General features: G+C 53.4%; 22 protein-coding genes and 1 rRNA gene. 20 read left to right on the top strand and 3 right to left on the bottom strand.

What is annotated here, in order from left to right:
* Positions 1–98 precede the first annotated feature (98 nt).
* The 5 genes from EJQ19_RS22405 (at position 99) to EJQ19_RS22385 (ending at position 9,986) form a co-directional block, all read left to right on the top strand.
* A complete protein-coding gene (locus EJQ19_RS22405; RefSeq protein WP_126143471.1) occupies positions 99–806 on the top strand; it encodes a DNA alkylation repair protein in 708 nt (235 codons plus the stop codon).
* A gap of 272 nt (positions 807–1,078) precedes the next feature.
* Entirely contained in the window at positions 1,079–2,395 is a 1,317-nt protein-coding gene (gene hisD, locus EJQ19_RS22400; protein ID WP_126143470.1) for a histidinol dehydrogenase, read from the top strand.
* A gap of 119 nt (positions 2,396–2,514) precedes the next feature.
* The gene (locus tag EJQ19_RS22395) at positions 2,515–5,592 is read left to right on the top strand and encodes an S-layer homology domain-containing protein (protein WP_164716673.1); all 3,078 of its coding nucleotides are present in this window, start codon (positions 2,515–2,517) and stop codon (positions 5,590–5,592) included.
* Positions 5,593–5,743: 151 nt separating this feature from the next.
* Entirely contained in the window at positions 5,744–8,917 is a 3,174-nt protein-coding gene (locus EJQ19_RS22390; protein ID WP_126143468.1) for an ATP-binding protein, read from the top strand.
* The gene (locus tag EJQ19_RS22385; protein WP_126143467.1) at positions 8,889–9,986 is read left to right on the top strand and encodes a response regulator; all 1,098 of its coding nucleotides are present in this window, start codon (positions 8,889–8,891) and stop codon (positions 9,984–9,986) included. Before EJQ19_RS22390 ends, EJQ19_RS22385 begins: the two co-directional genes overlap by 29 nt.
* Before the next feature lie 65 nt (positions 9,987–10,051).
* Here EJQ19_RS22385 and EJQ19_RS22380 read toward each other — a convergent pair whose 3' ends face one another.
* Positions 10,052–10,876: a methyltransferase domain-containing protein gene (locus tag EJQ19_RS22380; RefSeq protein ID WP_126143487.1), complete on the bottom strand. Its 825-nt coding sequence runs from the start codon at positions 10,874–10,876 to the stop codon at positions 10,052–10,054.
* A 226-nt stretch (positions 10,877–11,102) separates the two neighbouring features.
* On the opposite strand from EJQ19_RS22380, the gene EJQ19_RS22375 reads away from it, so the two are divergent.
* The 3 genes from EJQ19_RS22375 to EJQ19_RS22365 all read left to right on the top strand — a co-directional run bounded on the left by EJQ19_RS22375 (position 11,103) and on the right by EJQ19_RS22365 (position 12,586).
* The gene (locus EJQ19_RS22375) at positions 11,103–11,453 is read left to right on the top strand and encodes a DUF805 domain-containing protein (RefSeq protein WP_126143466.1); all 351 of its coding nucleotides are present in this window, start codon (positions 11,103–11,105) and stop codon (positions 11,451–11,453) included.
* Positions 11,454–11,570: 117 nt separating this feature from the next.
* Positions 11,571–11,882 carry a DUF1806 family protein gene (locus tag EJQ19_RS22370; RefSeq protein WP_126143465.1) on the top strand — a complete coding sequence of 104 codons (312 nt, stop codon included), beginning with the start codon at positions 11,571–11,573 and terminating at the stop codon, positions 11,880–11,882.
* Positions 11,879–12,586, top strand: coding sequence for a PIG-L family deacetylase (locus tag EJQ19_RS22365; protein ID WP_126143464.1), 708 nt, complete (start codon positions 11,879–11,881; stop codon positions 12,584–12,586). The genes EJQ19_RS22370 and EJQ19_RS22365 overlap by 4 nt, the downstream gene beginning before the upstream one ends.
* A gap of 23 nt (positions 12,587–12,609) precedes the next feature.
* On the opposite strand, the gene EJQ19_RS22360 is transcribed toward EJQ19_RS22365, so the two are convergent.
* On the bottom strand, positions 12,610–13,770 hold the full coding sequence (locus EJQ19_RS22360) for an acyl-CoA dehydrogenase family protein (protein WP_126143463.1): 1,161 nt from the start codon (positions 13,768–13,770) through the stop codon (positions 12,610–12,612).
* Positions 13,771–13,856: 86 nt separating this feature from the next.
* Here EJQ19_RS22360 and EJQ19_RS22355 point away from each other — a divergent pair, with 86 nt between their 5' ends.
* The 10 genes from EJQ19_RS22355 (at position 13,857) to EJQ19_RS22310 (ending at position 23,776) form a co-directional block, all read left to right on the top strand.
* A complete protein-coding gene (locus EJQ19_RS22355; RefSeq protein WP_126143462.1) occupies positions 13,857–15,242 on the top strand; it encodes a cobyrinic acid a,c-diamide synthase CobB in 1,386 nt (461 codons plus the stop codon).
* 13 nt (positions 15,243–15,255) lie between these two features.
* Positions 15,256–16,059 (top strand): arylamine N-acetyltransferase family protein, encoded by an 804-nt coding sequence (locus EJQ19_RS22350; RefSeq protein ID WP_126143461.1) that lies wholly within the window; start codon positions 15,256–15,258, stop codon positions 16,057–16,059.
* 72 nt (positions 16,060–16,131) lie between these two features.
* Positions 16,132–16,902 carry an NUDIX domain-containing protein gene (locus tag EJQ19_RS22345; RefSeq protein WP_126143460.1) on the top strand — a complete coding sequence of 257 codons (771 nt, stop codon included), beginning with the start codon at positions 16,132–16,134 and terminating at the stop codon, positions 16,900–16,902.
* 79 nt (positions 16,903–16,981) lie between these two features.
* A complete protein-coding gene (gene pnuC, locus EJQ19_RS22340; protein WP_126143459.1) occupies positions 16,982–17,653 on the top strand; it encodes a nicotinamide riboside transporter PnuC in 672 nt (223 codons plus the stop codon).
* Positions 17,626–18,654, top strand: a complete 1,029-nt coding sequence (locus tag EJQ19_RS22335; protein WP_126143458.1) for an AAA family ATPase — start codon at positions 17,626–17,628, stop codon at positions 18,652–18,654. The genes pnuC and EJQ19_RS22335 overlap by 28 nt, the downstream gene beginning before the upstream one ends.
* A 195-nt stretch (positions 18,655–18,849) precedes the next feature.
* Complete coding sequence (locus tag EJQ19_RS22330; protein WP_126143457.1) at positions 18,850–20,946, top strand: stalk domain-containing protein; 2,097 nt, start codon at positions 18,850–18,852, stop codon at positions 20,944–20,946.
* Positions 20,947–20,955: 9 nt separating this feature from the next.
* On the top strand, positions 20,956–21,216 hold the full coding sequence (locus EJQ19_RS22325) for a zinc ribbon domain-containing protein (RefSeq protein ID WP_126143456.1): 261 nt from the start codon (positions 20,956–20,958) through the stop codon (positions 21,214–21,216).
* Between the two features lie 614 nt (positions 21,217–21,830).
* Positions 21,831–22,253 (top strand): VOC family protein, encoded by a 423-nt coding sequence (locus EJQ19_RS22320; RefSeq protein ID WP_126143455.1) that lies wholly within the window; start codon positions 21,831–21,833, stop codon positions 22,251–22,253.
* Between the two features lie 150 nt (positions 22,254–22,403).
* Positions 22,404–22,790 carry a hypothetical protein gene (locus tag EJQ19_RS22315; protein WP_126143454.1) on the top strand — a complete coding sequence of 129 codons (387 nt, stop codon included), beginning with the start codon at positions 22,404–22,406 and terminating at the stop codon, positions 22,788–22,790.
* Positions 22,787–23,776 carry a glycerophosphodiester phosphodiesterase family protein gene (locus EJQ19_RS22310; protein ID WP_126143453.1) on the top strand — a complete coding sequence of 330 codons (990 nt, stop codon included), beginning with the start codon at positions 22,787–22,789 and terminating at the stop codon, positions 23,774–23,776. The genes EJQ19_RS22315 and EJQ19_RS22310 overlap by 4 nt, the downstream gene beginning before the upstream one ends.
* Here EJQ19_RS22310 and EJQ19_RS22305 read toward each other — a convergent pair.
* On the bottom strand, positions 23,773–24,306 hold the full coding sequence (locus tag EJQ19_RS22305) for a DUF84 family protein (RefSeq protein WP_126143452.1): 534 nt from the start codon (positions 24,304–24,306) through the stop codon (positions 23,773–23,775). The genes EJQ19_RS22310 and EJQ19_RS22305 overlap by 4 nt on opposite strands.
* 545 nt (positions 24,307–24,851) lie before the next feature.
* Here EJQ19_RS22305 and EJQ19_RS22300 point away from each other — a divergent pair.
* On the top strand, positions 24,852–25,919 hold the full coding sequence (locus EJQ19_RS22300; protein WP_126143451.1) for an FUSC family protein: 1,068 nt from the start codon (positions 24,852–24,854) through the stop codon (positions 25,917–25,919).
* Between the two features lie 382 nt (positions 25,920–26,301).
* Positions 26,302–26,427 (top strand): 16S ribosomal RNA (locus tag EJQ19_RS22295); the annotation flags it as partial.

Here is a 26,427-nt window from a genome sequence, read left to right as displayed (position 1 = left end):
TAATTACGCGCCATAGATAGGCTGGAGCAGTGAGCGTTCATTGCTGCGGCCTATTTGGCTGCGCTTGCAAGTATTCAGGAAAGGGGGCCGTTTACATCATGCAAATAGAAGCCGTTATGCAAGAACTCGAAAGTCTCGGCAAGGAACGACTTAAGAAAATGTACATATCCAACGGTGCGCACGAGCCGCTTTTTGGCGTAGCGACAGGTGCGATGAAGCCGATGTCAAAACAAATCAAGCATAATCAGCCATTGGCCGAGCAGCTTTATGCCACAGGGAACTACGACGCGATGTACTTTGCCGGCATCATCGCAGATCCGAAAGCCATGACGGAAGCGGACTTTGAGCGGTGGATCGAGGGCGCTTATTTTTATATGCTGTCCGACTATGTTGTTGCTGTAACGTTAGCGGAAACGGATATTGCGCAAGCTGTTGCCGATCGATGGATGGCAAGCGGCAAAGAGCTGAGCATGTCAGCGGGGTGGAGCTGTTATTGCTGGCTGTTGGGCAGCCGCCCGGACCGCGAATTTGACGAAAGTAAATTGTCCGAGATGCTTACGCTTGTACAAGATACGATTCATGATGCGCCGGAACGAACCAAATACGCGATGAATAACTTTATCTTCACTGTGGCGACATCATTTTCTCCGCTCCATGAACGGGCGGTCGAGACAGCACGGGCAGTCGGTCCCGTAGAAGTCCAGGGTGATAAGAAAAAAAGCAAATTCTTAAACGCTTCCGACAATATTCAAAAAGCAGCGGCTCGAGGGCAGCTCGGTTTTAAGCGTAAATATGTGAGGTGCTAGGCCAACATCCGAAACCATCTTTACAAGGGGATTTTTGGAATTTATAATAGGTCCAAGTCATCCGCAGGAGGATATTCCAATGAGCGTTTCCCTTTACAAGCTAAATCGATCCTCTCATCATCATAGGTAAGCGTTTGTATGACGGAATTATTTCCGTAGGTACAAGCGCTTATTGGCGTTTATACCTGCGGACTTGAAAGATAAGAGTCATGTAGGTATTTTTTTATCCTGCATGGCTCTTTTTGTTTGCAAAAAAAAGGAGGCAGAAACAGATGCAAAGTTCAAATCTTGTATTTAGCATTCCCGAGCAGAGCGAGTTGCTGAACAAGCGTTTCAACAAACACAAAACGCTGTTTACCCGTGAGGTGTTAAACGGGGTTTTATCGATTTTTGACGAGGTGGCCCGCACGGGGGATGAAGGGATCAGAAGGCTAACCGCGCAGTACGATAAGGTGGATGTGGCCGAATTGGTTCTCTCCAAGGAGGAGGTTGAAGCTAGCGTAGCTTCGCTCACGCCCTCATTGCGCGCGGCGATCGAACAAGCAATTGGAAATGTACGAGACGCGAATAGAGCCATGTTACCGACAACCTGGGAAAAGGAGATGAGACCTGGCACGGTCATTGGTGAAAAGGTGGTTCCTTTGGATTCAGTTGGCATCTGGATCCCGGCTAGAAAAGGGCCGTTAGTTTCTACGGCAATTATGCTGGTAGTGGCGGCCAAAACGGCAGGTGTTCCCAACATCGTGGTGGGAATGCCTCCACTGCCAAATGGACGGGGAGACGAAGGAACGATAGCGGCTGCCAAGCTTTCAGGGGCGGACGAATTCGTGATCGGCAACGGCGTGTCGATTATTGCAGGCTTTGCCCAAGGGACAGCATCCATTCCCGAGGTTGATGGGATTTTTGGACCGGGGCCGGGCGGTATTGCAGCGGCCATGAGCGTAGCCATGACGTACGGTAAAAAGAGCGTGCTGGGCATCGGCCCGACAGAGTGTCTTATTTTCGCAGATGAAACGGCCGATCCGCGTCAGGTCGCATACGATCTATTGAACGAAGGTGAGCATGGGCCTGATTCTTCTTCCGTTCTGGTCACCACCTCGGCTGATCTTGCCCGCAAGGTTGAGGCACTCCTGTGGACCTATATCGAGGAGGTCGAGGAAAAGCGAAGGCAATACTTGAAGCAAGTTTTTGGTGTTGGTGGCAAAGGAGCGATTGTTGTAGCAGCGGATAGGGACCAAGCTTTTGATTTTATCAATTGGTTCGCACCGGAACATGCGATGCTTGTCTGTGATCAAGACCATGAGGAGCTCGCTTTAAGCCGTATTACCAACGCAGGCGAAATTCTGATCGGCGCCTACACGCCCTTTTCGGCGGCGAACTACGGGATTGGCATTACAGCCGTGCTGCCGACAAACCATTTTGCTAGAGCTTTCTCGGGGGTGACGTCCAAGGACATGGTCAAGGTATCGACCATCGGACGATTGAGTAAAGAGGCATTGAAGGACATCTATCCTATCATACAAGAGCTGGGAACATACGAGCAGCTGCCCTGCCATGTCAAAGCCGCCGAAATAAGGTTGCTTGATTAAGGGGAGTACAATCATGGCTCGACTGACAGCACCTCCCTTGTTCATTCCTTGTTTATCGGCGTTTTGTATAATATCCCCGAATAATGTCGAAAAACATGACAAATGGGGAGAGAACGAGGATGACAACGATGAGACGGAACGCTTTAACCAAAGCCGTTGGCGTAATGCTGAGCTTTGTGCTGATGATGGCTTTGCTTGTCCCTTACGGAGGTGGGACAGCGTATGCACGGCCGAATCCCGTTGCTCCGCCGTATACAGGGCCATTGAACTGGCTGGATTATACGGCGGCTGGCACGATGGGCAGTATAGCGTATACGTTAACTTTTGACGGAGACGGTAATCTTATAATGCCTAGAGTGAACGCCGCATTGGGCGGCAACGCCAACGTGGGCAGCGGCTCTATATTGAAAATTTCGCCCGATGACCAAAGCGTTACCGATATTACCTATAATGCAGGGGCCACATATCCTGTTGGCATTGCGTTTGGTACTAACGGGGGTATCTATGTAACTGACAATAATAAAAACTCCGGTGGTGATATTTCATCCAACGTCTCGCGGGTCTTGAAGCTGAAGAAAAGCACCAATCCATGGACGTGGGAGGATATTACCTATAATCTGACGATGCGCTATGTTATGGGTGTAGCGGAAGACCCGAACGGCAACTTGTATGTGGTAGATACCGATATGACCACGAGTACCAAAAGCACGGTAGCTAAACCGAAAGTTTGGAAACTGCCGAGCGGCCAGACGACCTGGGAGGATATTTCGGATCCTACTTTCCCCAATATGATCGGGTTTGATCTTGCCACGGATGGAGACGGCACCCTGTATGTCAGTATGGTACCGACGTCAGGGATGATGTCAGGGGGAGGGAAGATTTTAAAACGGGAGGCAGGGGCATCAGGCTGGACGGATATTACACCTTCACCACAGGGGACGTCTCTGTTCATTCCTTACGGCATCGCTGTCGATCGTTCCGCTACGTTGTACACGATTAACTTGACCACTGCAAGCGTGAAGAAGCTTGCCTATCATGGCGGCTCTGATGACTGGACGGACGTTCCCGCCATTCTCGATTCAAACAGTCAGATCTCTACAATCGATGTCGCGGTAGACAGCCAAGGTTATATTTACGGTAGTAATTCGCTTCGCGGCAATATCGTGGTACTGAGGTCGACCGTTACTTACAACGGCAACGGCAATACATCCGGCACCGTGCCGGGGAAGATCGCTTACAAGCCGAACGAATCGGCTGTGGTAGCGGGCCAAGGCAGCTTGCTCAAAACGAACAATACCTTCGCAGGCTGGGCGACATCGCCTACCGCAACGACTGCCGTCTACGCGGCAGGGGATACGATCCCTATGACGCAGAGTATTTCGTTATATGCGGTTTGGACGCCGATTCCGACGTACACGGTAACGTACCAAGGCGGAGTTGGCGGCAGTATTAGCAGCCCGAACAACGAGACGGTTGCTCAAGGCGGGTCCCCGGCTTCCGTGCCAACGGTAACGCCGGATCCAGGCTATACGTTCCTCGGATGGAGCAACGATGAAGGAGCAACGTACCTGTCCAACACTGAACTGGCTTCTGTTGTCGTTAACGCGAATACCACATATACCGCTTATTTTCAGCCGCCTGTGACGTTGACGAGACTCGAACTGGATAGCGAAGCATACTCGCTGTACATTGGAGATACACATGAAACCGTCGTAACAGCGGTATATTCGGACCAAAGCACACAGAATGTCAGTTCCGGCGCGTTATACACGTCGAATAACACGAATATCGCTACTGTAGATGCCGCAACAGGACTTGTAACAGCGGTAGCGAATGGACAAGCTGACATCACCGCTGAATATGAAGGGCAGCAAGCGATAGCCACGGTAACGGTATCAACGAGACCTGAGCCAGAGAGCGACTCAGGCAACTACTCAGCGCCGCCAAGCGATCCTGGCGTTGACATCATCATCGATGGCGTGAAGCTGGATCAATTGGCGAAAGCCCAACAAACGACCGTGGATGGTCGTAAAGAAACAACAGTTGTGCTGGATAGCGCAAAAGTGAGCGACAAGCTGAGCCGTGACAACAGCAAAAAGCTGACGATTCCAGTAAGCGGCGACAGTGCAGTTGTTATTGGCCAACTGGATGGCAGCTTATTGAAAGCGCTCGAGACACATGGCGCTCAGATTGAAATTGCAACTGACAGAGGAAGCTATACGCTCCCGGCCTCACAAGTGAATATCGCGGGCATGGCCGAGAAGTTTGGAGCGGACGTGAAGCTGGAGGACCTGTCGGTGCGTATCCAGATCTCCAATGCTTCGGGTGACCGCAAGGCACAAGTGCAAGCAGTCGCTCAAGCCAACGAACTCGAACTGGTTGCGCCTCCCGTTGATTTTGATATTGTTGTCTCGTACAAGGGACAAACAATGACATTAAATACATTCAGAAGCTACGTGGAACGTACAATAACGATTCCAAACGATGTGAATCCGAATCAAATAACGACTGCTGTCGTTGTGGATGCGGATGGAACTGTGCGCCATGTACCGACGAAAGTCATCGTCGAAGGGGACCGTCGATTTGCCCGAATCAACAGCTTAACCAACAGCACCTACGCCGTTGTCTGGCATCCGTTGGAATTTAGCGATGTCGCGAAGCACTGGGCGAAAGACGCGGTGAACAACATGGGCTCGCGCATGATCATTGAAGGCGCAGACAATGGATGGTTTAACCCGGATCAGGACATTACCCGGGCAGAGTTCGCGGCTATCCTCGTTCGCGGATTGGGACTGAAGCTGGATGGCGGGGCCACACCGTTCTCGGATGTGAAGGCGCAAGACTGGTACAGCAGCGCGGTGAGCACCGCTTACGGCTACAGCCTGATTGCGGGCTTTGAGGACGGAACCTTCCGTCCGAACGACCGCGTCACCCGGGAGCAAGCGATGGTGATGATCACCAAAGCTATGCGGATTACCGGGCTGACGAGCAAGACAAGCGATACCATAACGGCACTTAACTCTTATGCGGACGCCGAACAATTGTCCTCTTGGGCACGTGATAGCGTCGCGGATAGTATACAAGCTGGACTCGTATCGGGCAGGAGCTCAGGTCATCTCGCGCCGAAGGACTATATTACGCGTGCGGAAGTTGCAGCCATTATGCAGCGCCTGCTTCAAAAATCTGAATTGATCTAACGTGCAATTCGCGCAGACCAGGAAACCGCTTCGCCGACAGCGAAGCGGTTTCTTGCAATTTTAATCGCATTCCCTAATAGGAATTCACGATCGCGACAACGAAATCATTTAGATCATTAACTATCGGCACATACAGGGAGGGGGAACGAGCGTGCATCGAAACGAAAAAGCAGCTTGGTTCGCAAGGGTTTTGCTTATCAGCCTAATCGGATTGATCGGTTTTTTGCTCGTTCCACTTTCTGGAAAGATAGGGGGCGACGAACGGTCCAACCCGTGGATCGTCCAGAAAGGTGGCCTGGATCTTGCGACCTGGAATCCCGAACGAGATCCGGTGATCCCTTTGGACGGCGAATGGGAGTTCTACTGGAATCAGTTGCTGACGCCGGATGATTTTCGGCAGGGCCTGAATATGCCCCATACGGGGAGTGTTTCTTATATAAGCGTTCCCTCCCCATGGAACGGAAAACTGCTGGACGGCATCAAACTGCCGGCATACGGAGCGGCTACGTATCGCATGGTGTTGACGGGACTGCCTCCTGCTGAGGAACTGGCGCTGAAAAAAACGAATATTCGCTTCGCCAGCGAGATTTACGTGAACGGGCGAAGGCTGCTGACAGACGGCCAAACATCTGGCAGCCCAGCGGGCTATCGCGCGGGAAACAGTCCGCAGCTCGGCATTTTCTCCGCGGCTCAGGGTCGCATCGAGATCATCGTCCATGTCGCCAATTACGATTATGTCAATTCGGGCATAACCGATTCGTTGCGTTTCGGGCTGGCTGACCGTTTAATCGCAGATAGGCAGCTGGCGCTGAGTAAGGATTTCGTCGTGCTCAGCATCCTTGGCACGCTAACGTTGATTTATGTAATCTGTTTCGCGGCTGCATCCGCCTATCACATCAGAGACAACTCCCTTGTCCTGCTCGCCATGATCTGTCTCCTGTTCGGGCTTTATCACGGGCTCATGGGGGAGCGGGCGCTGTTCCCGCTGTTGGAGGGGATGTTCTCTTTTGAAGTGTTATATAAAATGAAAGATTTCATATCCGTGTCTGCTTGCCTTTCGTTGGCGTTATTTTTCCACCATCTGCATCGGAGTAAGCTGTCGCTGAGGATTACGCAAGTCGTATCGATCGCATTGGTCGGTTTCATGGTCGTCATTCCGATGTTATCGATCCACGCGTATACACCCATTCAGGTCTATGTGATCGTTTTGTATCAAATCGTTCAATTTTGGCATTTCCTCGTGGCTGCGCAATTGTTCGTGCGAGGCGAGCGTGGAGCCCGGCTGAAATTGCTGATGCTGTGCGTGGCTGTCTTGATGATTAACTTGTATTCGCTGGATACGATATTTTTCGCCTTGGGCATTCATAAAAGCGCCTGGCTGGCGCAGTTTTGCATCGTTATTTTTAACGTCGTGATGCTGCCGGTCGTCGTGTTGCGCTTTTTTGAAGCTTACCAGACCGTTAACACGATGAAGGATCAACTGCTGCGGCTGGATAAAATCAAAGACGAGTTCCTGTCCACGACCTCTCATGAATTGCGGACACCGCTGAATGCAATCGTCAATATTTCGGAATCCCTGTTAAAAGGCGTGGAGGGCTCGCTGTCGGATACGCAGACGCGCAACCTGTCCATTGTTGTGGACAGCGGCAGAAGATTGATGGTGCTAGTGAACGAGCTGCTCGATTACTCCAGGCTCAAGCACGGGGACTTGGCGCTTCAGCGAAGCGCGGTCGATGTGAAAGCGTATGTTGAATCGGTCATCCAGATTCACGGTTTTTTGTTGGAGGGCAGCAGTACGAAGCTTATGAACGGGGTGTCGGATCATTTGCCTCCTGCCTATGCAGACGGCAATCGCCTCATTCAAATTTTGCACAATTTGATCAGTAACGCGATTAAGTTTTCGGAGCGGGGCGTCGTCGAGGTAACCGCCGTTACGATTGGTGAATGGATGGAAGTACGCGTAAGCGATACCGGGATTGGGATTGCTGCGGAAATGCGAGAACGCATTTTTCTGGAATTCGATCAAGGTGAAGCAGCGCAATACGGCGGTGCGGGACTCGGGCTCAGCATAACGAAGCGTCTGGTGGAGTTGCACGGCGGGCGCATTGAAGTCGATTCGGAGTTAGGGAAGGGAGCGACGTTCCGCTTCACACTCCCGCTGGCCGGAAATGAGGTGGAGACTCTCGCTGACGGCAGATCGGCCGCATCCGTCAGGTCCGTCTCATCACCCTTGGGCGTACGCCCTCCCGAATACCCGCTTTACGTCGCGGGCAAGGAGCAAGAGCCGATTCTGCTGGTGGACGACGATTTTGCGAATTTGCAAAGCATGATCAATATGTTCAAGCTGGAAGGACGCACCTTTATCGTGGTCGACAGGGGACAGCTCGCTTTGGAGACGGTGTTCAGTCGGTCGGATATTTCGCTTGTCGTGCTGGATCTCATCATGGCGGACATGTCCGGTTATGAAGTGCTTGGGCGCATTCGGGAAAGATTCTCGCCGTTTGAATTGCCGGTGCTCGTGCTGACGGCTCGAAACAGCAGCGAAGATATTCGGATTGCGCTGGAGAACGGCGCGAACGATGTGGTCGCGAAGCCGTTCGAATCCGAGGAACTGATGGCGCGCGTACGGAATTTGACCGAGTTGAAATCATCCGTCAAGCTGGCGAGAAACGCGGAGATCGCCTTCTTGCGTTCGCAGATCAAGCCTCATTTTTTATACAACGCACTTACGGCGATTGCCGAGCTTTGTGTGATCGATGCCGGACAGGCGGAGCAGCTTACGCTTAGGCTTTCGAGCTATTTGAGAAGCAGCTTCGATTTCAAGCACCTCGAGGCGATGACAACGCTGGAGAACGAGTTAGAGCTTGTGAAATCCTATGTCGCCATCGAGCAGGCGAGATTCGGCGCGAGGCTGCAAGTCGAGTATGAACTGGAGGCGAATCTCGGGGTTATGATTCCGCCTCTCGTGATTCAGCCGATTGTGGAGAATGCGATTCGACATGGCGTCATGTCCCGCTCGAAAGGGGGCACGGTGAAATTGTTGGTCATCGAACGGGAGCCTGGCAAAGTGCTGATCAGGATCGACGACAACGGTTGCGGGATGAGCGGTGGCCAGCTCGATTCGATCATGAAGCCGGATACGGCGGCCGGAGGGATCGGATTGTGGAATATCAGCCAACGCCTCCGGCTGCTGTACGGGACGACATTACGCATCGACAGCCGGGAGGGCACGGGAACGCGGGTCGAGATGGAGCTGCCGACGAGCCATATTTTAGAACGAGGGGAGACAACAGCTTATGCTGCGATTGATGATCGTAGACGATGAAGAAATGGCGGTTCGGAGATTGAAGCGCCTCTTATCAGAAATCGATGGCATTGAAAGTATTGAGACATTTTTAGATCCCCAAGAAGGCTATGATTATGCACAAGCGCATAACATCGATGTCGCCTTTCTCGATATCTCCATGCCCGATATTAACGGGATGCGACTGTCCGAACTGCTGGCGGGTATGGGACGGGGGATGGATATCGTGTTCGTGACCGGTTCTGACGATTACGCGGTGCGGGCCTACGCGATGAATGCGCTGGACTATATCGTGAAGCCCGTTACGTCGGAAAGGCTGGCCGCCACGATGGAAAAGATTCGCAGGGTTCGTCGCCAGGATGAGCCTGTCCCGAACCTGGAAGTGCAGCTGTTTGACGGGTTGAAAATTATGCGCCGAACGAGCGAGGGGAAGCAGGAAGCGATTCGATTGCGTAGTCCGAAAACCGAGGAGCTGTTCGCCTTTCTGGCTTGCAAAAGAACGGTCTCCCGGGAAGAAGTGGCGGACACGCTGTGGCAGGATCTGGCCCCGGATAACGCCTTGAAAAATTTGAATTCGACGCTGTACTTTATTCGCAAGGCGGTCGAATTCGATCGGTTTGGCGGCGGAATCACAACGACGGGGAGCGAAATTCGCCTGGAATCGGATGGCCTGCGGTGCGATCTGTATGAATTCCAGCGGTTAATCAAGGAAATTCGGCGAGCGCCCGGCCGGAACGCATCGATGTTGGAACAGGCAGAGGCTCTGTATACAGGCCCATTGCTGAAAGGAAGAGCTTATGATTGGGTAATCGAGCTGAGCCGCTCGTTAGAGCGGCAATACCTTGATCTGTTAGATCTGACCGCACAGCATCATCTAAGCCATGACCGTCTGCTGCAAGCGCTGCATTGCTATGGTGAAATGCTCAAGACGGATGCCATGCGGGAAGATATTCATTATAAGATGATGGGCCTATACGCAGCATTGGGCCGAAAAAACGAAGCCGTGCGGCAGTATCGCGAGTTGGAGCAGCTGCTGCAGCGTGAGCTTGGCACGTTGCCGGAGCGTCGGTTGGAGGATGTGATGGTGTAATACGGCCGGGATCTCCGCTTGCTGGAGATCATGGCTGTTTTTGCAAGATCGGTCAGAAGGGGAGCTTATCCGCTCACCTTCTGCGCAACCAGCTTGCTCATGGCATGCTGATGCGGGATCCCGGATGAGCTGCAGTCGAATACAACCTCTGAGCTGTCCCTCACCAGCCAATCGTGGTAGTAGCCGAGAAGCTCGCCGGAGTACCATTTGTGAGCATTGGTCTCTTTTTCGGGAGGAGGTGCGATAAACGGCTTCTGCACAAAAACGTTCAGCACATGGAGACCGCCCGGCTGGGTGAACTTTTTATAATTCTCAAAGATGTCTCGGCGAAGCTCCGGCTTTATATAGTGCAGGACACCGCTGGAATAAATAATATCGACCTGTGTATCCAACCGATAATCTTGAATATCCGCCTTAAACGCCTCCACGTGGACGCCGGCCCGCTCGGCAAGCCGCCTCGTTTTCTCGACGCCTGCGCTTGACACATCGAACGCCATGACGTCGTATCCGTTTCTGGCAAAAAATACGGCATCCTTTCCTTCTCCGCAACCGACATCCAATAGTTTCACGCGCCTCGTTGGCGGGAATAGCTGCAAAACTTGATAGCAAGCGGAATTAGGCTCCGTGCCCCAGTAGTAATTCTGCGTTCGATAGGCCTCCTCATAGATGGTGATAGGGCGGTCCTGTGAGATGTAGCCGAGCAGTTTGTCAATGCTGACCTCTAGGGCTTGCGATAACGGTGCGAGCAGTAAAATATCCGGCATTGACTGCGCATTCTCCCATTTGGACACGGCTTGAAAAGATACGCCAAGCTTGTGTGCAAGTTCTTCCTGCGTAAGCCCCCGCTCTTTGCGATACAGGCTGATGTTGCGCGCTAATTGTTCTTTCATCATCGGTCACGCTCCTTATGTACTCCATTGTAGTGATAGGTCACGATACGAACAATAACGCGGTATTTGATTTTTAGGAAAACTCAACCGTCGGTTGAGGGAGCGGAGGACTTTATGAAATCTTTATCGAGATTTTCGCAGAACTTTATCAACATTTGCCAGGATTTCTGTAAAATAAAGTCGATAAAAGTTGGATTTTTGCGAAAATAATGGAGGGTTTGTCCAAATGGATTGGTATGTAAACGTGCTGCAAAATTACGTGGGGTTCTCCGGGAGGGCGCGGCGCAAAGAATACTGGATGTTTTTCCTTTTTAATCTGATGGCGGGTGTGATGCTTGGCATCCTAGAGAACATGCTAGGTATACCTTTGGTACTAAGCATTATGTATTCGCTAGGTACGCTGCTGCCGTCGCTGGCTCTGTCCTTTCGCAGACTGCACGATACGGGAAGAAGCGCTTGGTGGCTCTTGATCGGGCTGATTCCAATTATCGGTGGCATTATTCTGCTCGTCTTCTCTTGCCAGGACAGTGATCCGTACGATAATCATTACGGGCCGAATCCGAAGCAATTTGGCTAGCGTTCGCATAAACCGTTCATCTCCGCGCAGGAGATGGGCGGTTTTTCTGCGTTCAAAGCCGCTTTTTATGATACGATAGGAGAGCAACCTAATCTTATAGAAAAGTGAGCTAACATCATGAACATTATCGATAAGTCTCAAGTTGCCCAAGAGCTCCAAAATTTCGTCGGGGCCGACGTCTATGTACATAGCGAAGCGACATCTTACATGTTCGTTCGCAATTTCCAAATCAGCGTGACGCACGCGTTCATCGCGGGGGACGGCCCTTATCGGGCTGCGCTCCGTTATGACGGACACGGCTGGCTGCGCATGGAGGCGCTCACGCACTATGAAGTGGATGCGCAGGGGCGCCTGCTGCTGGCAGGGTATGACGACCGCGGCCGAATGAACGTCGCGCTGCACCTGGGAAAGGAGCCGTTTCCGGAATGAACATAACGAAGAACAAAGGCATGAAGCTGCTCGCCGTCTTCGCGCACCCGGACGATGAGTCCTTTATCTGCGGCGGCACGTTGGCCAAATATGCCAGTGAAGGCGTGGAGATCACGTTGGTCAGCGCCACACGGGGCGATATGGGCCGGCGCATGGGCAACCCGCCGTATCTCAACAGGGAGACGATGGCGGCGGCCCGTGAACTCGAGCTCCGCGAGGCGTGCGAGCACCTGGGCGTGAAGCGCCTGATTTTTTTCGATATACGCGACAAAACGGTCGAATTCGTCGAGGAAGAAAGCTTGATCGCGCGCATCGCGGCGCTGATCGAGGAGGTGCAGCCAGATGTCGTCCTGACGTTCCACGAGGTGCTGGGCGGACATCCGGACCACTGCGCCATCGGCAAGGCGACGACGGCGGCATTTCAGCGAACCGGACGGCAGGGGGCGCTGTACTTCATTTCCTTCGGCGACGCGATGACGCGGCCGGAGCGGTTCGGCTTTGCGCCGCAGGACATCGTGCGCATCGATGTGCAGGCGCATTTAAAAGCCAAGCTCGCCGCCTTCCGCGCGCACCGCTGCCAGACCGAAATCGACGAGTGGGTCTGGCTGCCGGATCGTGAGGCGCTGGCGAAGCTGGGCCGCTATGAATATTTTATGAAGTGGGATCGGGGGGCAACTGCCCGGAGCAACGACGATTTGTTCTAGCAGCTCGCCCAAAGGACAAAGGACTACGCCTGCTCCGCCAAAGCCGATCCCGCCAAAAGCTGCTGCACCGTGCTGTCCATCGGCGGGTTGTGCAGGCCCGCCCGCACGTCGCGGTAGTACCGCTCCAGCGGCTGCTGGCGCGACAAGCTGCCTGCGCCGACGATGCGCATGGCCAGGTCCACAACCTGAATCGCGTGATTCGTCGCGACATATTTGGCCAGGCCGAGCTCTTCCCGGAGCATCGGCCTTTTGGCCGTTTCGCTGCGGTCCCAGCGGTCCGCTGCGGTGTACAAGAGCGAGCGCGCCGTCCGCAGGGCGATCTCCATCTCCGCGATGGTGTGCCGGACGGCGGGCAGCGCCGCAATCGGCTCGCTCAGCGAGTTGGGCCGATACGTGCGGGCGAAGTCCAGCGCATAATCCCGCGCGGCCATCGCGATGCCCAAGTAGCAGGCGGGGATGTGCAGCAGCCAGCCGCCGCCGTCGTCGATCCCTTGCTTGCGCAGCCGATAGGGTTCCTCCACCAACACGTGGTCGAGGACCACGTCGTGACTGCCCGTCGCGCGCATGCCGAGCGTGTTCCACGTCTCGATCATCGTCACGCCGTCCTTGCGGTGCACGAGGAAGTCGTCCGTGCAATCCTCCTCCGGCAGGTAGGCGGAGAGGGCGAACCGGTCGAGGATCGGGGCGAGCGTGGAAAAGGTTTTGCGGCCGGTGAGGACATAGCCGCCATCGGTCTTGACGGCGGTCGTCTCCGGCCTGCCGCCACGACTCGGGCTGCCGGATGCCGCTTCGCTGGCAAACGTGTTGATCATGGCGCCGTCCGCGACGACGGCGCGGCATAGCTCCGCAAACACGGCCTCCGGCCATTTGCGGGTCGTGCGCAGGTGCAGCATCTGGCCGATGTGCCACCCGACGGCGAGCGCCGTCGAGCCGTCGCCGTAGGCCAGCCGCTCCTGCAGCAGCACGAGCTCGTAGAGCGAGCGCTCTTCGCCGCCGAACTCGCGCGGCACGGTGAGTGCGAGGTAGCCGGCTTCGCGCAGGTCGGCAAAATTATCAAACGGGAAGGAGCCTTCCCGGTCATGCTGAGGGGCGCGCTCGGCGAAGCGGGCGGCTAACTGCTCGATTTTGACTGTCCAGGCGCGTTCTTCTTCATTGCGTATATAGGCATTGATTAATCGGGTCATCGGTATCCACTCCTTTTCGTTATTTTTATTATAGCAGTTGACGCACCACTACGTTAAATAGGAAGATGACCATAGGAGGTGCCAGCATGAACAGAAGAATTCTAATCGCCGGCACAGGCAGTGGAGTCGGCAAAACAACACTGACGCTGGGCCTCATGGCCGCTTTTCGCCATAAGGGTTATGCCGTGCAGGGCTTTAAATGCGGGCCCGATTACATCGATCCCAGCTTTCATACGGCGGTCACGGGGAGGGCTTCGCGGAACCTGGACAGCTGGATGCTCAGCCATGACACGGTCCGAGAGGTGTTCTGCCGAGGCAGCCAAGGCGCGGATATTTCAATTATTGAGGGTGTGATGGGGCTCTTTGACGGACGAAGCCCGCTCTCGAATGAAGGCAGCACGGCCGAAATCGGCATGATTCTGGACACGCCGATTGTGCTCGTCGTCAACTGCCAGAGCATGGCGCGCAGTGCAGCGGCGATTGTAAAAGGTTTCCAAAGCTTTGCGGCAGGCATCCGCATCGTTGGCGTCATTGCCAATCAAGTCGGCAGCGAAGGGCACTACCGGCTTGTCCAGGAAGCGATCGAGCAGGAATGCCGCATTCCTGTGCTCGGGTACCTGGAGCGCGAGGCCAAGCTGCACATGCCGGAAAGGCATTTGGGGCTCGTGCCCTCGATTGAACGGGGCGAGCTGGCTCCATTTTTCGATCGGCTTGCGGAGCTGGTTACTGCCCGAATCGACTTGGAGCGCCTCTTCGAACTGGCGGCATGCGAGCCGGTTACGTTCAGGGAGAGCTTGTTTCCCGCCGAGGAGCAGCCGAAGACGGTGACGATCGCGATTGCCAAGGACGCGGCTTTTAATTTTTATTACCCGGAAAATCTTGAACTGCTGGAGGCGTACGGTGCGGAACTGCTCTATTTCTCGCCATTGGCAGGAGAGGAGGTACCGGCAGAGGCGGACGGCCTGTACATCGGCGGAGGATTTCCGGAGGAGTTTGCCGAAACCCTCATGCGGCATACACGGACGAAGGCTTCCATCACAGCAGCAATCACGGCAGGCATGCCCACACTCGCCGAGTGCGGCGGCTATATGTATCTCACTGAGAGCATCGAAGACACGCACGGAAATAGGTATCCTATGCTCGGTGTGGTGCCTGGGAAAGTCTCCATGCAGACGAAGCTGGCCGCTCTGGGTTATCGGGAAATTACCGGAACGGCGGGCAATTTTCTGTTAGGGCCGCATGATCAGGCAAAAGGCCATGAGTTTCATTACTCGGTTTTTGAACCGAATGGCGGCGAGCCGCTGCCGTTTGCTTACACGACGAAGGGGCGGAAGAGCACCCAGCCAGAAGGTTATCTGCAAGCGAACTTGGTTGCGGGTTACACGCATGTGCATTTTGCCTCGTCACCTGGCTTGGTGCAGCGATGGATTCAGGCTTGCGCGGCTTTTAAGTACGATAGATACCGAGAGTAGAAGGAGCGATCCCATGTCCAGTACGAATTCACGTATCCAAGCTTATCTCCATAGAATCGGCTTCACCGGCCTCCTCGACGGCAGCGCGAAGACGCTTGCCGAGCTGCAGGAGTGCCATTTGCATGCGGTGCCCTATGAAAATTTGGACATCTTAAGCGGCATCCCGCTCTCGTTGGACCCGGAGGCTGTGTACGACAAAGTGGTCGAACGGGGGCGCGGCGGCTACTGTTTCGAGCTGAATGCTTTGTTCGGTTGGCTGCTGCGGGAGCTAGGCTACCCAGTCACGGACCTGGTCGCCCGGTTCTGGCGCGATCATGCGCTGGACGCACCCCCGAAGCGTCGCCACCATGTGCTTCAAGTGGAGGCAGAAGGTGTAACCTACTTGTGCGATGTTGGCGTCGGCGGCATTGTCCCCCGCAAGCCGGTCGCCTGGGTAGAGGGCTTGGAGCAGGTGCAGGGTGACGAGTGCTACAGGCTGAAGCGCGATGCGGCTTACGGTTGGATGCTGAGCGAAAAGAAAGACGAGGCCTGGAAAGATATTTACTCTTTCACCGAAGAGCCGCAGTTTCTGGACGATTTCCAGTTCGCCACGTTCTGGTGTGAACAGGCGCCGAATTCGCCGTTCCGACAAGCGCCGATTGTTGCCGTTCGCACCCGTGAGGGGCGAAATACGGTCGCGGGCGGGGAGTTTCGCATTTTCACAGGGGAAGGCGTCACGACGTTCCGTCCGGAGTCGGAGGAGGCGTACCTGTCGGCGCTTCATAAGCATTTCGGCATTGCGCTTCCGCAAGGCCGTCTAGCGGGTTTCCCATTTTAGCGGAATCCTCTTGACCTCATCAATCAATAATGTTAATATGACAATATCATTACGACAGACCGAGGTGCCTGCATGGAATCCAGCGACAATGCATCCAACTATTCCGCCAGTAAATACCGCACGCCGGACGGCGCGCCGAGTGATATTGTCATTTTCAGCATAACGTCAACAGAGAAGAATACAATGAAAAAAGCGCTGCCGATCCGCGAGCTCCAAATTCTCCTCATTCAGCGGAAAGGGTGGCCGTATGCGGGGCAGTGGGCGCTGCCGGGCGGCTTCTGCAACGAGTCGGAAAGCATGTACGATTGCGCGCTCCGCGAGCTTCAGGAAGAAACGGGCGTCACGGACGTGCATATGGAATATTTCAACGTCTATAGCAAGCCCGGCCGGGATCCGAGGGGATGGATCATCTCGCATGCGTTTTTCGCGTTGGTTCATGAGAAGTGGTTGGCGAATCGCCGCGCGGACGACGATGCCGCCGATGTGCGCTTGTTCCCGGTCGAAGAGGCGCTGCAGATGGATTTGGCGTTCGATCATCGCGAAATCGTGACGGACGCACTGGGCAAAATTCGCGAGAAAATGCTCACGACGACGATCGCGAAGGAATTTCTGCCCGAAGAATTCACGATCAGCGAGCTGTATCAGGTGATTCAGACAGTGGTGCCGGATTTTGAAGAGCGGAATTTCATTCGCAAAATCACGTCCACACAAAGCCGCAAAGGCATCATCGAGGAAGTGCTCGATCGCAGCGGCCAGCCGAAGCAGTCGAACCGCTATTCCCAGCGGGCTGCTCAGCTTTACCGGTTTACGGATTTGACGCCTCAGCTGTCGATTTATAGCTAGGCGCTTCTCTTTTGTGATTTGATATTGTCGATTTAATAATATAGATTATACATTTTTATTTGAAAGAGGAGGAGTTTTTATGAAAAATGTTTGGACGCTGTTTACAGCCCTGATCCTGACGGTGGCGATCGCCGTCTACACGTCATCGTCGACACTTGAAATCGTCGCGACCACGACCGGCCTGTTGAGCGTATGGTTCACCGCACGGCAGAACATCTGGGCATGGCCCATCGGCATTGTGAATGTCATCTGCTTTTTCTTCACGTTCGAGGAAGCCAAACTCTATGCGGATATGACGCTGCAGCTGTTTTTTCTGGTGCTTAGCGTGTATGGCTGGATCTATTGGCTGACCAAACGGGAAGGGGCGCAGGTTCGTCCGACCCGCAGAATCACGCGGCGGCTTGTGTTGACGCTGGCCGTGGTTTTGGTGGCTGCGACGTGGGCTTGGGGGTTCGTTCTGCATACGTACACAGATGCGTCGATTCCTTACGCCGATGCGCTTATCGCGACGCTCAGCATGATCGCCCAGTTCCTCCTCTCCTCTAAGGTACTGGAGAACTGGCTGATTTGGATTACTGTCGATGTGCTGTCTATCGCGATGTATGCGTACAAGGAGCTGTACACCTTCGCGTTTTTGTATGTGATCTTTTTATTCATTGCCACAGCCGGCTTCATTTCATGGAAACGGGAGCTGCGCCAATCTGAGCAGAGGAGGGACGCTCGATGGAACAACATCGCACAACAGGTCTAACGCTGGGCAAATTTGCGCCTTTTCACCGCGGGCATCAGCTCGTCGTGGAAACGGCATTACGCGAAAATGACGAAGTCATCGTGGTCATCTACGACTGCCCGGAAACGATCCGGGTTCCTTTGCCGGTGCGGGCGAATTGGATTCGGACGCTGTACCCGCAGGTACAGGTGATTGAAGCGTGGGACGGCCCGACGGAGATCGGCGACACGCCGGAGATCAAGCACATGCACGAAGCCTATATGCTCCGGTTGCTTGGCGGGAAGCAGATCACGCGCTTCTACTCGAGCGAGTTCTACGGCGAGCATATGAGCGCAGCTTTGCAGGCGGAGAACCGCCAGGTCGACCCGCAGCGGGCGCGGGTACCGGTGTCCGGCACGCAGGTACGGCAGGCGCCGTACGACAACCGGCATTTGCTCGACCCGGTCGTGTACCGTGACCTCGCCCTGAAGGTTGTCTTCCTTGGCGCACCGTCAACCGGCAAAACAACGCTGGCCGCTCACCTCGCGCAGCAGCACGGCACCGTCTGGATGCCCGAATACGGGCGGGAGTACTGGGAGCAGCATCAGATCGAGCGTCGCTTGACGCCGGAGCAGCTGGAAGAGATCGCGGAGGGGCATCTGGCGCGGGAGGATCAGCTCGTGCAAGAGGCGCGCGAGGTGCTGTTTGTCGATACGAACGCGATCACGACGTATCGGTTTGCGCAGTATTACCACGGGGCGGCGACGCCTCGGTTGACCGAACTTGCCGTGCAGGCGTCCGCCCGCTACGATCTCGTGTTCGTCTGCGACACGGATATTCCGTATGCGGATACGTGGGATCGATCGGGCGATGTGCAGCGGAACGTTTTTCAAAAACAAATCCTTGCCGACCTCGCCATGCGAAGAATTCCCTATATTTTGCTTAGGGGAACTGTTGAAGAGCGTGCGTCGCAAGTGAACCAGGTGTTGGCGCGCTTTGAGAAGTATCAGAATTTCGGGGAACTTATGGGATTTAGCGAATAGGAGGCATGATTCATCGCGCACCGATAAGATTTTGATCAGGAGCCAGTTGGATGAAGTCTCAGAGAGACTCTACCATTTGCACTGCTCACAGTTGTAAGATTCAGTATACGAATGGGAGGGAATCTACTATAATGGGTACTTAGTATATGAAAATCATCCATTATTTGTAATCGATGAGAGAATAGGAGAGACCCTATGAAGTTGAAATTCCTGTCTGTTGTACTGTTTAGCTTTTTTGCTGTGTCCGGTGTCTTGCCCACGCCGTCCTCCGCAGCTGCGCCACAAGGAAAAATCGAAGATCCCGTGCTGGACAAGGCGATCCGTGCTGAGCTTAAACTGGACGATAGCGCCGTGTTGGATGAGAAGTATTTGAAGGAATTGACTTCGCTTTACGTCCATGGCGAAGCCAAGATGAAAAGCCTAAAAGGCCTAGAACTGGCTTATAATTTAAAGACGCTATTAATAGCCGGACAAGAAATCTCTGATCTTAGCCCGATTAGCAAGTTATACAAGCTCTCCTTTCTGGCTGTAGAAAAAAATCCAATTACAAATGTATGCCCGCTTGCCGGACTCTCTGAGCTTGAGAAATTATCGATTAAAAATACGCAAGTTGAAGATATAGGCTGTCTATCCGATTTAGAAAAGTTAACGATTCTTGATGCAAGCGACAGCAGCATTGGAAGTATTGCTCCGTTGGCTCAGTTGAAAGAATTAAAGTGGCTAAGCATCGCTGGAAACCCGGTGCAAGATCTAAGCCCGATTAGCGGCATCCATGCGCTGACGAATCTCTACGTCGACCGCGATTCACTGGGCGATGCTTCCAAACAGCTGCTCGAGCAATTCGAGCGTTCCGGCGTCGCCATCAATGCGGCTGCCGCATCCAGCATCACCGTCAAAATGAACGAAGACCGCATTCTCTTCGATCATGCGCCTGTCATCGAGAACGGTACCACGCTCGTGCAGTTCCGGCCGCTTTTTGAAAAGCTAGGCTTCACGATAAAATGGGATGGAGCGACAAGCACGATCCAAGCCAGCAAGCAGGGTGTGAACCTCTCGCTACAAGTAGACAGCGCGCAGGCTAGCCTCAACAACAAGCCGAAACCTTTAGATGCTGCGCCTAAGAACATCGATGGCAGCGTGTTCGTGCCGGTACGTTTTGTCGGGGAAGCTTCTGGATATGAGGTGACCTGGCTGGCGGCAGCGAAAACCATCTATTTAATGCCGGAACGTGAAGTGGTAAGTTCGAATGGCCGCTTGAAACTAAAGGTCGGGGGACAGTGGCTGCCCCAAACACCTCCAGCGAACTCCAAATACGAATTGTTTTTTACATCAGGAAACAACGGGTTAGCCACTGTGACTTCGCCGAAATGGTCAGTTAAAGAAGGTCTTAAGTTAACGGATTTGACAGATTTAATTAAACAAGAGGCTGAGTCCAAACAGATGTACAAAGTGGTCGACGTGAAGCCAATCAAAGTGAATGGGCTGGACGCAAGCCAAATCACATACACGTTTTCCACTGACGGTAAAACCAGCTTCACTGCGATTCACACGATTGTTGAAGGCAAATACAGCTACTTTCACATCTTCCTTTTTGTTGGCGATGTCGTCCTAACGGAAGTGAGCAAAGCGTATGACAACATCCTGCAGAGCCTCCAGGAGATCAAGCTGCCTTACGAGCTCAGCGAAGAAAAGTTCGGAGCGATGAAGCCATCCGAGCGTTATATGGACGCAGCGCATTACTACCGCAATATGGGCTTTTTCGAGAAGGATAAAACGTTGAACGACATTCAGTTCGACACCAAATTTGGCGATGCGTATCGCAGCAACTATGCGTCCGCAGACTGGAATCCTTTCGATGCCAGCGAATACTATGACGAGTATGCCGATCTCTACGTGCTTCAAAAAGATGAAGACCGTGTGTGGTCTGATAATTCGGAAACCGATGTTTCGAAGGGGAAGGATGCATACAAGCAGCTTCTCGAAGTTTGGAGCCGAATATCCCGTGGTTCCTTCAAGCCGACCGATATTAGGGAAACTTGGGAAAAGGAAGACGGGCCGATTACAGTTAGCTTTACCCTTGGCGGGCAGAAGAAAGAGCTGCATGCTGATTATGTGTATGGTTATTTCGATCTCGGTATTGTGAAAGAACTGAACGCCATGATCAAACCTGCCGGTTATGAGTTTGCCGTCGTGTCCAACTATGATGACGAGACCTTCGTCATGGTGCTGAGCGCTGAAGAAAAGAAGAAGCTGCAGGAAGAACGCTATTTGGACTTTATTACTTACGAATAGGAGAACCCCATGCCTCATAAAAACTGCCAAAGCTGTGGCATGCCGCTCGTATCCCGCGAAGGCCATCAAGGCGGTACGGAAGTCGATGGCACACGCAGCACATCTTACTGCAAGATTTGCTACCAGAACGGCAAATTTACCGCGCCCGACATGACGCTTGAGCAAATGCGGGAAATTGTTAAGCAAAAGCTTGGCGAGTTCGGGATCCCGAAATTTTTAAGGGGGCTGTTTACCCGAAATCTGCATAAGCTGGATCGGTGGACCAAGTAGGAGAAACGCCGACAGATCTGGTAAAAGGCGAATTCGAATCCGCTTGTCGAATTCAAGCTGCCTCATCCAACGCCGCAGCGGGGGAGGGGGCTTCTTTTTTTGCGTAGACCTGAATTGGATGTTCTGGTTGCTAGAAGATACAAGACGTGGGGAAGACAAGCGCAATTTCCTGAGGGAACAGGAACGTAGCGACCCTATTTTCAAGAATTCGGCTCTTTTTTGCAGAAAGGGGAGCGAGAGGACCTTATTCAGGCCGATTTCAGCGAAACGGACGGTGAAAAGCTCGAATAAGAGCTGCTCGCTCCACTTCCTAGCGAAAATCGTGAATTTCCCTGAATTAGCGGCGTATAGTTCCGCTAAATACGGTTGATGAAGGAGAACCGGCCGTTTTGCCGCTATAATGGACCATGCCCCTTACCCCACCCCTGGCACGTACCCAACTCCATACACCTGACGCCCTGCGGTACTCCGCATGCCATACACGCTCCTTCACGCTCCGTGTATCCCACACATCTGCACAACCTACTTACCTCAAAGTAACTCATTTTCGAGATCGGGATCATCGGGTATACTGGGGAGACTGGAAGTCATGAACAAGAAGGAGGCCTATTCCCATGGGGATGAACGAAAAAATCGGCGGCGGCGGGTTCCATCATGTTGCGCTGAGAGCAAATGATTTTGAAGCGACGGTGAAGTTCTATACAGAAGGCCTAGGCTTTCAACAGGTGCAAGCGTGGGGCGAAGGCGACAAGCGCATTGTGCTGCTGGATACAGGTGATGGCAATTACCTGGAGGTTTTCGCTGGGGGCAATGGGGAACCGAAGCCGGAAGGGTACTATTTCCATGTGGCGTTCCGTACGAACAATGTCGACCAAGCGGTGGAGACTGCGGTTGCAGCGGGCGCTGTCGTGACTGTTGCACCGAAGAATGCCGTGCTGGGCAATACGCCGCCGACACCGGTAAGGATCGCTTTCGTTCAAGGGTTGAACGGCGAAATCCTGGAATTTTTTCAAAGCACGGGAGACAATCAACTTTAGCTTTCAATGAGCGAAGCTCCAATTCCATCGACAGGTGGCGGCGGGGCTTCTTTTTTTATAAACACTTTACAGAAAAAGGGAATCGCTCCATTTACGCGAATAGGATAGAGGTAGGCCTCTCAGCATGGTTAGCGACAAGGAGGGATTTTATTGAAACTCTACGAACGTTCGATAGGTTTTCAGCTTGTGATGTGCGGTTTGATGGCTTTGTGTGCACTTGGGCAGCTCATTAGCAACGTAGCTCAGCATTCCCCTATAGGATTAATCATCTTCTTTGTGATTATTTTTGCCGTTTTTCTGGTCTGTGGTGCGGTGCTTACGCAAGATCTCACTCGGAAAGACCCGCACATCCTATCAGGCGAAGTCATCTTCGTTGAGGAATACCGCATCCACATCCGCCAGGAGAACGGCAAACTCAAAAAAATCCGCGTCAAAAAAGTGGAATATCCCAATTTTCATCTTGGACAGCAAGTCAATCTGCACTGGACAAGGTCCTGGAGCATGCTACTGGCCATCACCGCCAAGGAGGAGCCATGATCCGTCTGCGCAAAATTTTCACCAACAAAATCGTTCTCGCCCTGCTCCTCCTGATCGCCTTCATCTATCTGAACAACACCTCGCTGCTCGCCAAGCCTCGCACGGGGTCGCCGTTTCTGCTTGCACACCGCGGCGAATCCCAGACGTTCCATATGGAAAATCTCAAGAACGACACCTGCACGGCCGAGCGCATTTACCCACCGGAGCATCCGTATCTGGAAAACACGATTCCTTCCATGGAAGCGGCGATCAAGGACGGAGCAGATATGATCGAGTTCGATGTGCATATCACCAAGGATGAGCAGTTTGCCGTTTTCCACGATTGGACCTTGGATTGCCGGACGAACGTGAAGGGGAGAAGCAATGACTACACTATGGCGGAGCTGAAAAAGGTCGACATCGGCTACGGCTACACCCCCGACAACGGGCAGACGTACCCTTTCCGCGGAAAAGGGATCGGCCTCATGCCCTCGCTCACAGAGGTGCTGGAGCGCTTTCCGAATCAGGCTTTTCTCATCCATGTGAAAAGCGACGACCCCCGCGAGGGCGAGCTTCTTGCGGACGTGCTGGGCAAGCTGTCCCCCGAGCGGCTCAGCCTGCTGACGCTGTACGGCGGCGACCAGCCGGTCGCCTCTGCCCGAGACAAGCTGCCCGATCTGCGCATCATGTCCATGGCAACGCTCAAAAGCTGCCTCATCCCGTACCTCGCCATTGGCTGGACAGGCTACACACCCGCAGCGTGCCGACACACGGAGATTCACATGCCCGATAAGCTGGCGCCCTTCCTCTGGGGCTGGCCCGACAAGTTCCTGAACCGGATGGACCACGCCGACGTTCGGGTCATCACCGTGCGCGGCAATGGCAGCGAGTTTTCGAGCGGCTTCGACCAACCGGAGGATCTGAAAGCTTTACCCCAAGGCTACAACGCCGGCATCTGGACAAACCGCATCGACCTCATCGGCCCCCTCTACAATAAGAAGCTCTAGCTCCGATACAAAGAGGACCGAAACGGCGTCAACGCGGCAATGACCGCATCGCGGAACACGTCCGTCCGGGTAATCCGTCCGTCCGTGAACAGCCCGTAGGCGCCTTCCCGATGATTGCTGCCGCTCGTCCCGCTGAGCTCGTCGATGATCTGGCTCAGCTCGCCGCCGCCTTGGAGCAGTCTATCCCCGATGGCCGAGGGGATTGGAAAATACAGCCCCCGGCCGATACTCAGCCGGCTGCCGTCCCACGCCGCGCACACCGAGAACAGGTACCATTGCTTCGCATGGACCGCATCATAGGTGAGCCCGCCTTCCAGGCCCAGCCCGATGGCGGCCTCCGGGATGGCTTGCAGCACATTTTTCGCGCGGTTGATGGCGCCTTGAATCGTTTCGTCTTCGGTCATCGGCTGGTCCGGGACACCGGAGGGAACCGTATGACAGATCGGCTCAACGCCCGCACCCAGTACGACGGCGGCGCGTTTGGCTTGATTGAAGGTGCCGAGCGCGATTTTCCATGGATTTTCTTGCATATCTCTCCACTCCTGACAAAGTTATTTTTATGGTGTTCAGTATACGCCTTGCTGCCGATGATTTACAATGATACGCCAATCTGTCGTGCAAACACACTCATAAGCTTCAATGGACTGAATATACATATACCGAGAACATCAGAAGTTGACAATCAACTCGGAGGTGTTTCGTTATGATTTATTGGGTGTTGGTCGTCATTGTGGTGGTGATTGGCATACTGATTGGGATGAGTGTGAGAAGAAATCGTGCAGCTCCGCCGCCTGCCGTTCAGACCCATAAGACATGCTCATACTGTAATGAAGAGATTGCGGTTGATGCGGAGATTTGCAAATATTGCAGAGGCGTTGTTGTGAATTGACACAGCATATAAAAAGATGGAATAGAGCAGCGAGACGTCGCAAATGCGGCGCTTCGCTGTTTTTTTGTTCTTGCACAAGCGCAATTTTTGAAAAGAATCGTTGACCTGTGTAAGATAGAGAACAGAAGATGATCTTGCGCTGACAAAAAAGCGAAGTCGTCGAACCGATAATGAGGTGGGGTTCTTTTGGTTTTTGGAGCACGTGTCTGGAAGACGGGGATCGCCGTCGTACTTGCTTTGTATATTAGCGCTTGGCTGAATTTCACGCCGCCGGTCATCGCTGCCGTTGCGGCTATCTTTGCCATGCAGCCGTCGATTTACAGATCGTGGCGCTATTTTCTGGAACAGCTCCAAACGAACATTGTCGGCGCGGCTTTCGCGCTGCTGGCGGGGATGTTTTTTTCGCAAAATATTATTGCCATCGGCCTCGTCTGTATCGTCGTTATTTTGCTCAGTATTCGGCTGCGCATGGAAGAAACGATCGGACTCACGCTGGTAACCGTCGTCGCGGTGATGGAGGCTTCCGGGGAGTGGCGTTTCGCTTTGAATCGGCTGTTGCTCAGTATCATCGGCATCGCTTGCGCATTTGTCGTGAACGTTGTTTTCTTCCCGCCCAAGCCCAAAGAGCAATTTGCAGCACAGATCGGCCGCGTTTTCAGCCAAATGTCATTGTTGCTCCGCACCGTCATTTCCAATGAAATGAAGGAGTCTGTGTCCCGGGACGAGAAGGATAAGCTCCGCGGCGGTCTCAAAGCGCTATCCGATAAGTACAGCTTAATGGAAGAAGAGATCAAAAAGCTCAAAGGCGGCGGCATGAACCGCATTCGTGAGCTCGTCGTCTACAAGCAGAAGCTGCTGACCATGTATAAAGGGTTGGAAGTGCTGGATGCCGTGGACGAACACTATTTTCAGTCTGCCCGGAATGAGGAGATCGATGTATTTTTTGACCACCATCTGGAAAAATTGATGAAGTACCACGAACTCGTCCATCTCAAATTCGATGACAAACTCAAAGCCTCCGGTTCAGATGCCCTCGAAATTGAAGCAGACAATGAGCAGTTCATGGCCGAGCTGTTGGAGCGCTACCCGCAAAATCCGAAAGGCATGCTTCGCTTATCTGTCGTCGCCGCGGCTATGTACGATTATGGTCATCAAATCGCTCGACTTGAGAAGCTGGTGGACCACGACCACAGAGGCGACGCAGAGGAGAAGGTGCCACTCGAAATTCTTTTGAAGAGCATCCGGCTAAAATAATTGAAGGCCCCGGTTGCATTCTGAAATTGAGTGTGCTATATTATGATCCTTGTCTCAAACGGGATGAGCGGTTGCGTACTAAAGAACGTCTGCATGTGTTGCACAGCTTCACGAACGGATTGAAAAAAGTACTTGCAATTGAAAATTCAGTGTGGTATATTATTTCTCGCTGCTTCGGAAACGCGGCAGTGCACGAAAGAAGAAAGACATTGATCTTTGAAAACTGAACAACGAGTGAGTAAGCAAATCGGTTAGGTAACTAACCATTAATGAGATTAACAATCTCGCTAGCAAGTCAAATGAGCAAGTCAGCTTAAAATATGGGCTCCCGAAAAAGTAATCGGAAATCTCTTCGGAGGTTGGCGTCACTTTTTTGGGGGATTTTATGGAGAGTTTGATCCTGGCTCAGGACGAACGCTGGCGGCGTGCCTAATACATGCAAGTCGAGCGGTCCCTTCGGGGATAGCGGCGGACGGGTGAGTAACACGTAGGCAACCTGCCTTCAAGA

Origin of the sequence: Paenibacillus whitsoniae (genome assembly GCF_003955665.1) — a bacterium.
Lineage (GTDB): Bacteria > Bacillota > Bacilli > Paenibacillales > NBRC-103111 > Paenibacillus_E > Paenibacillus_E whitsoniae.
This window is presented reverse-complemented; position numbering and strand designations above follow the sequence as displayed.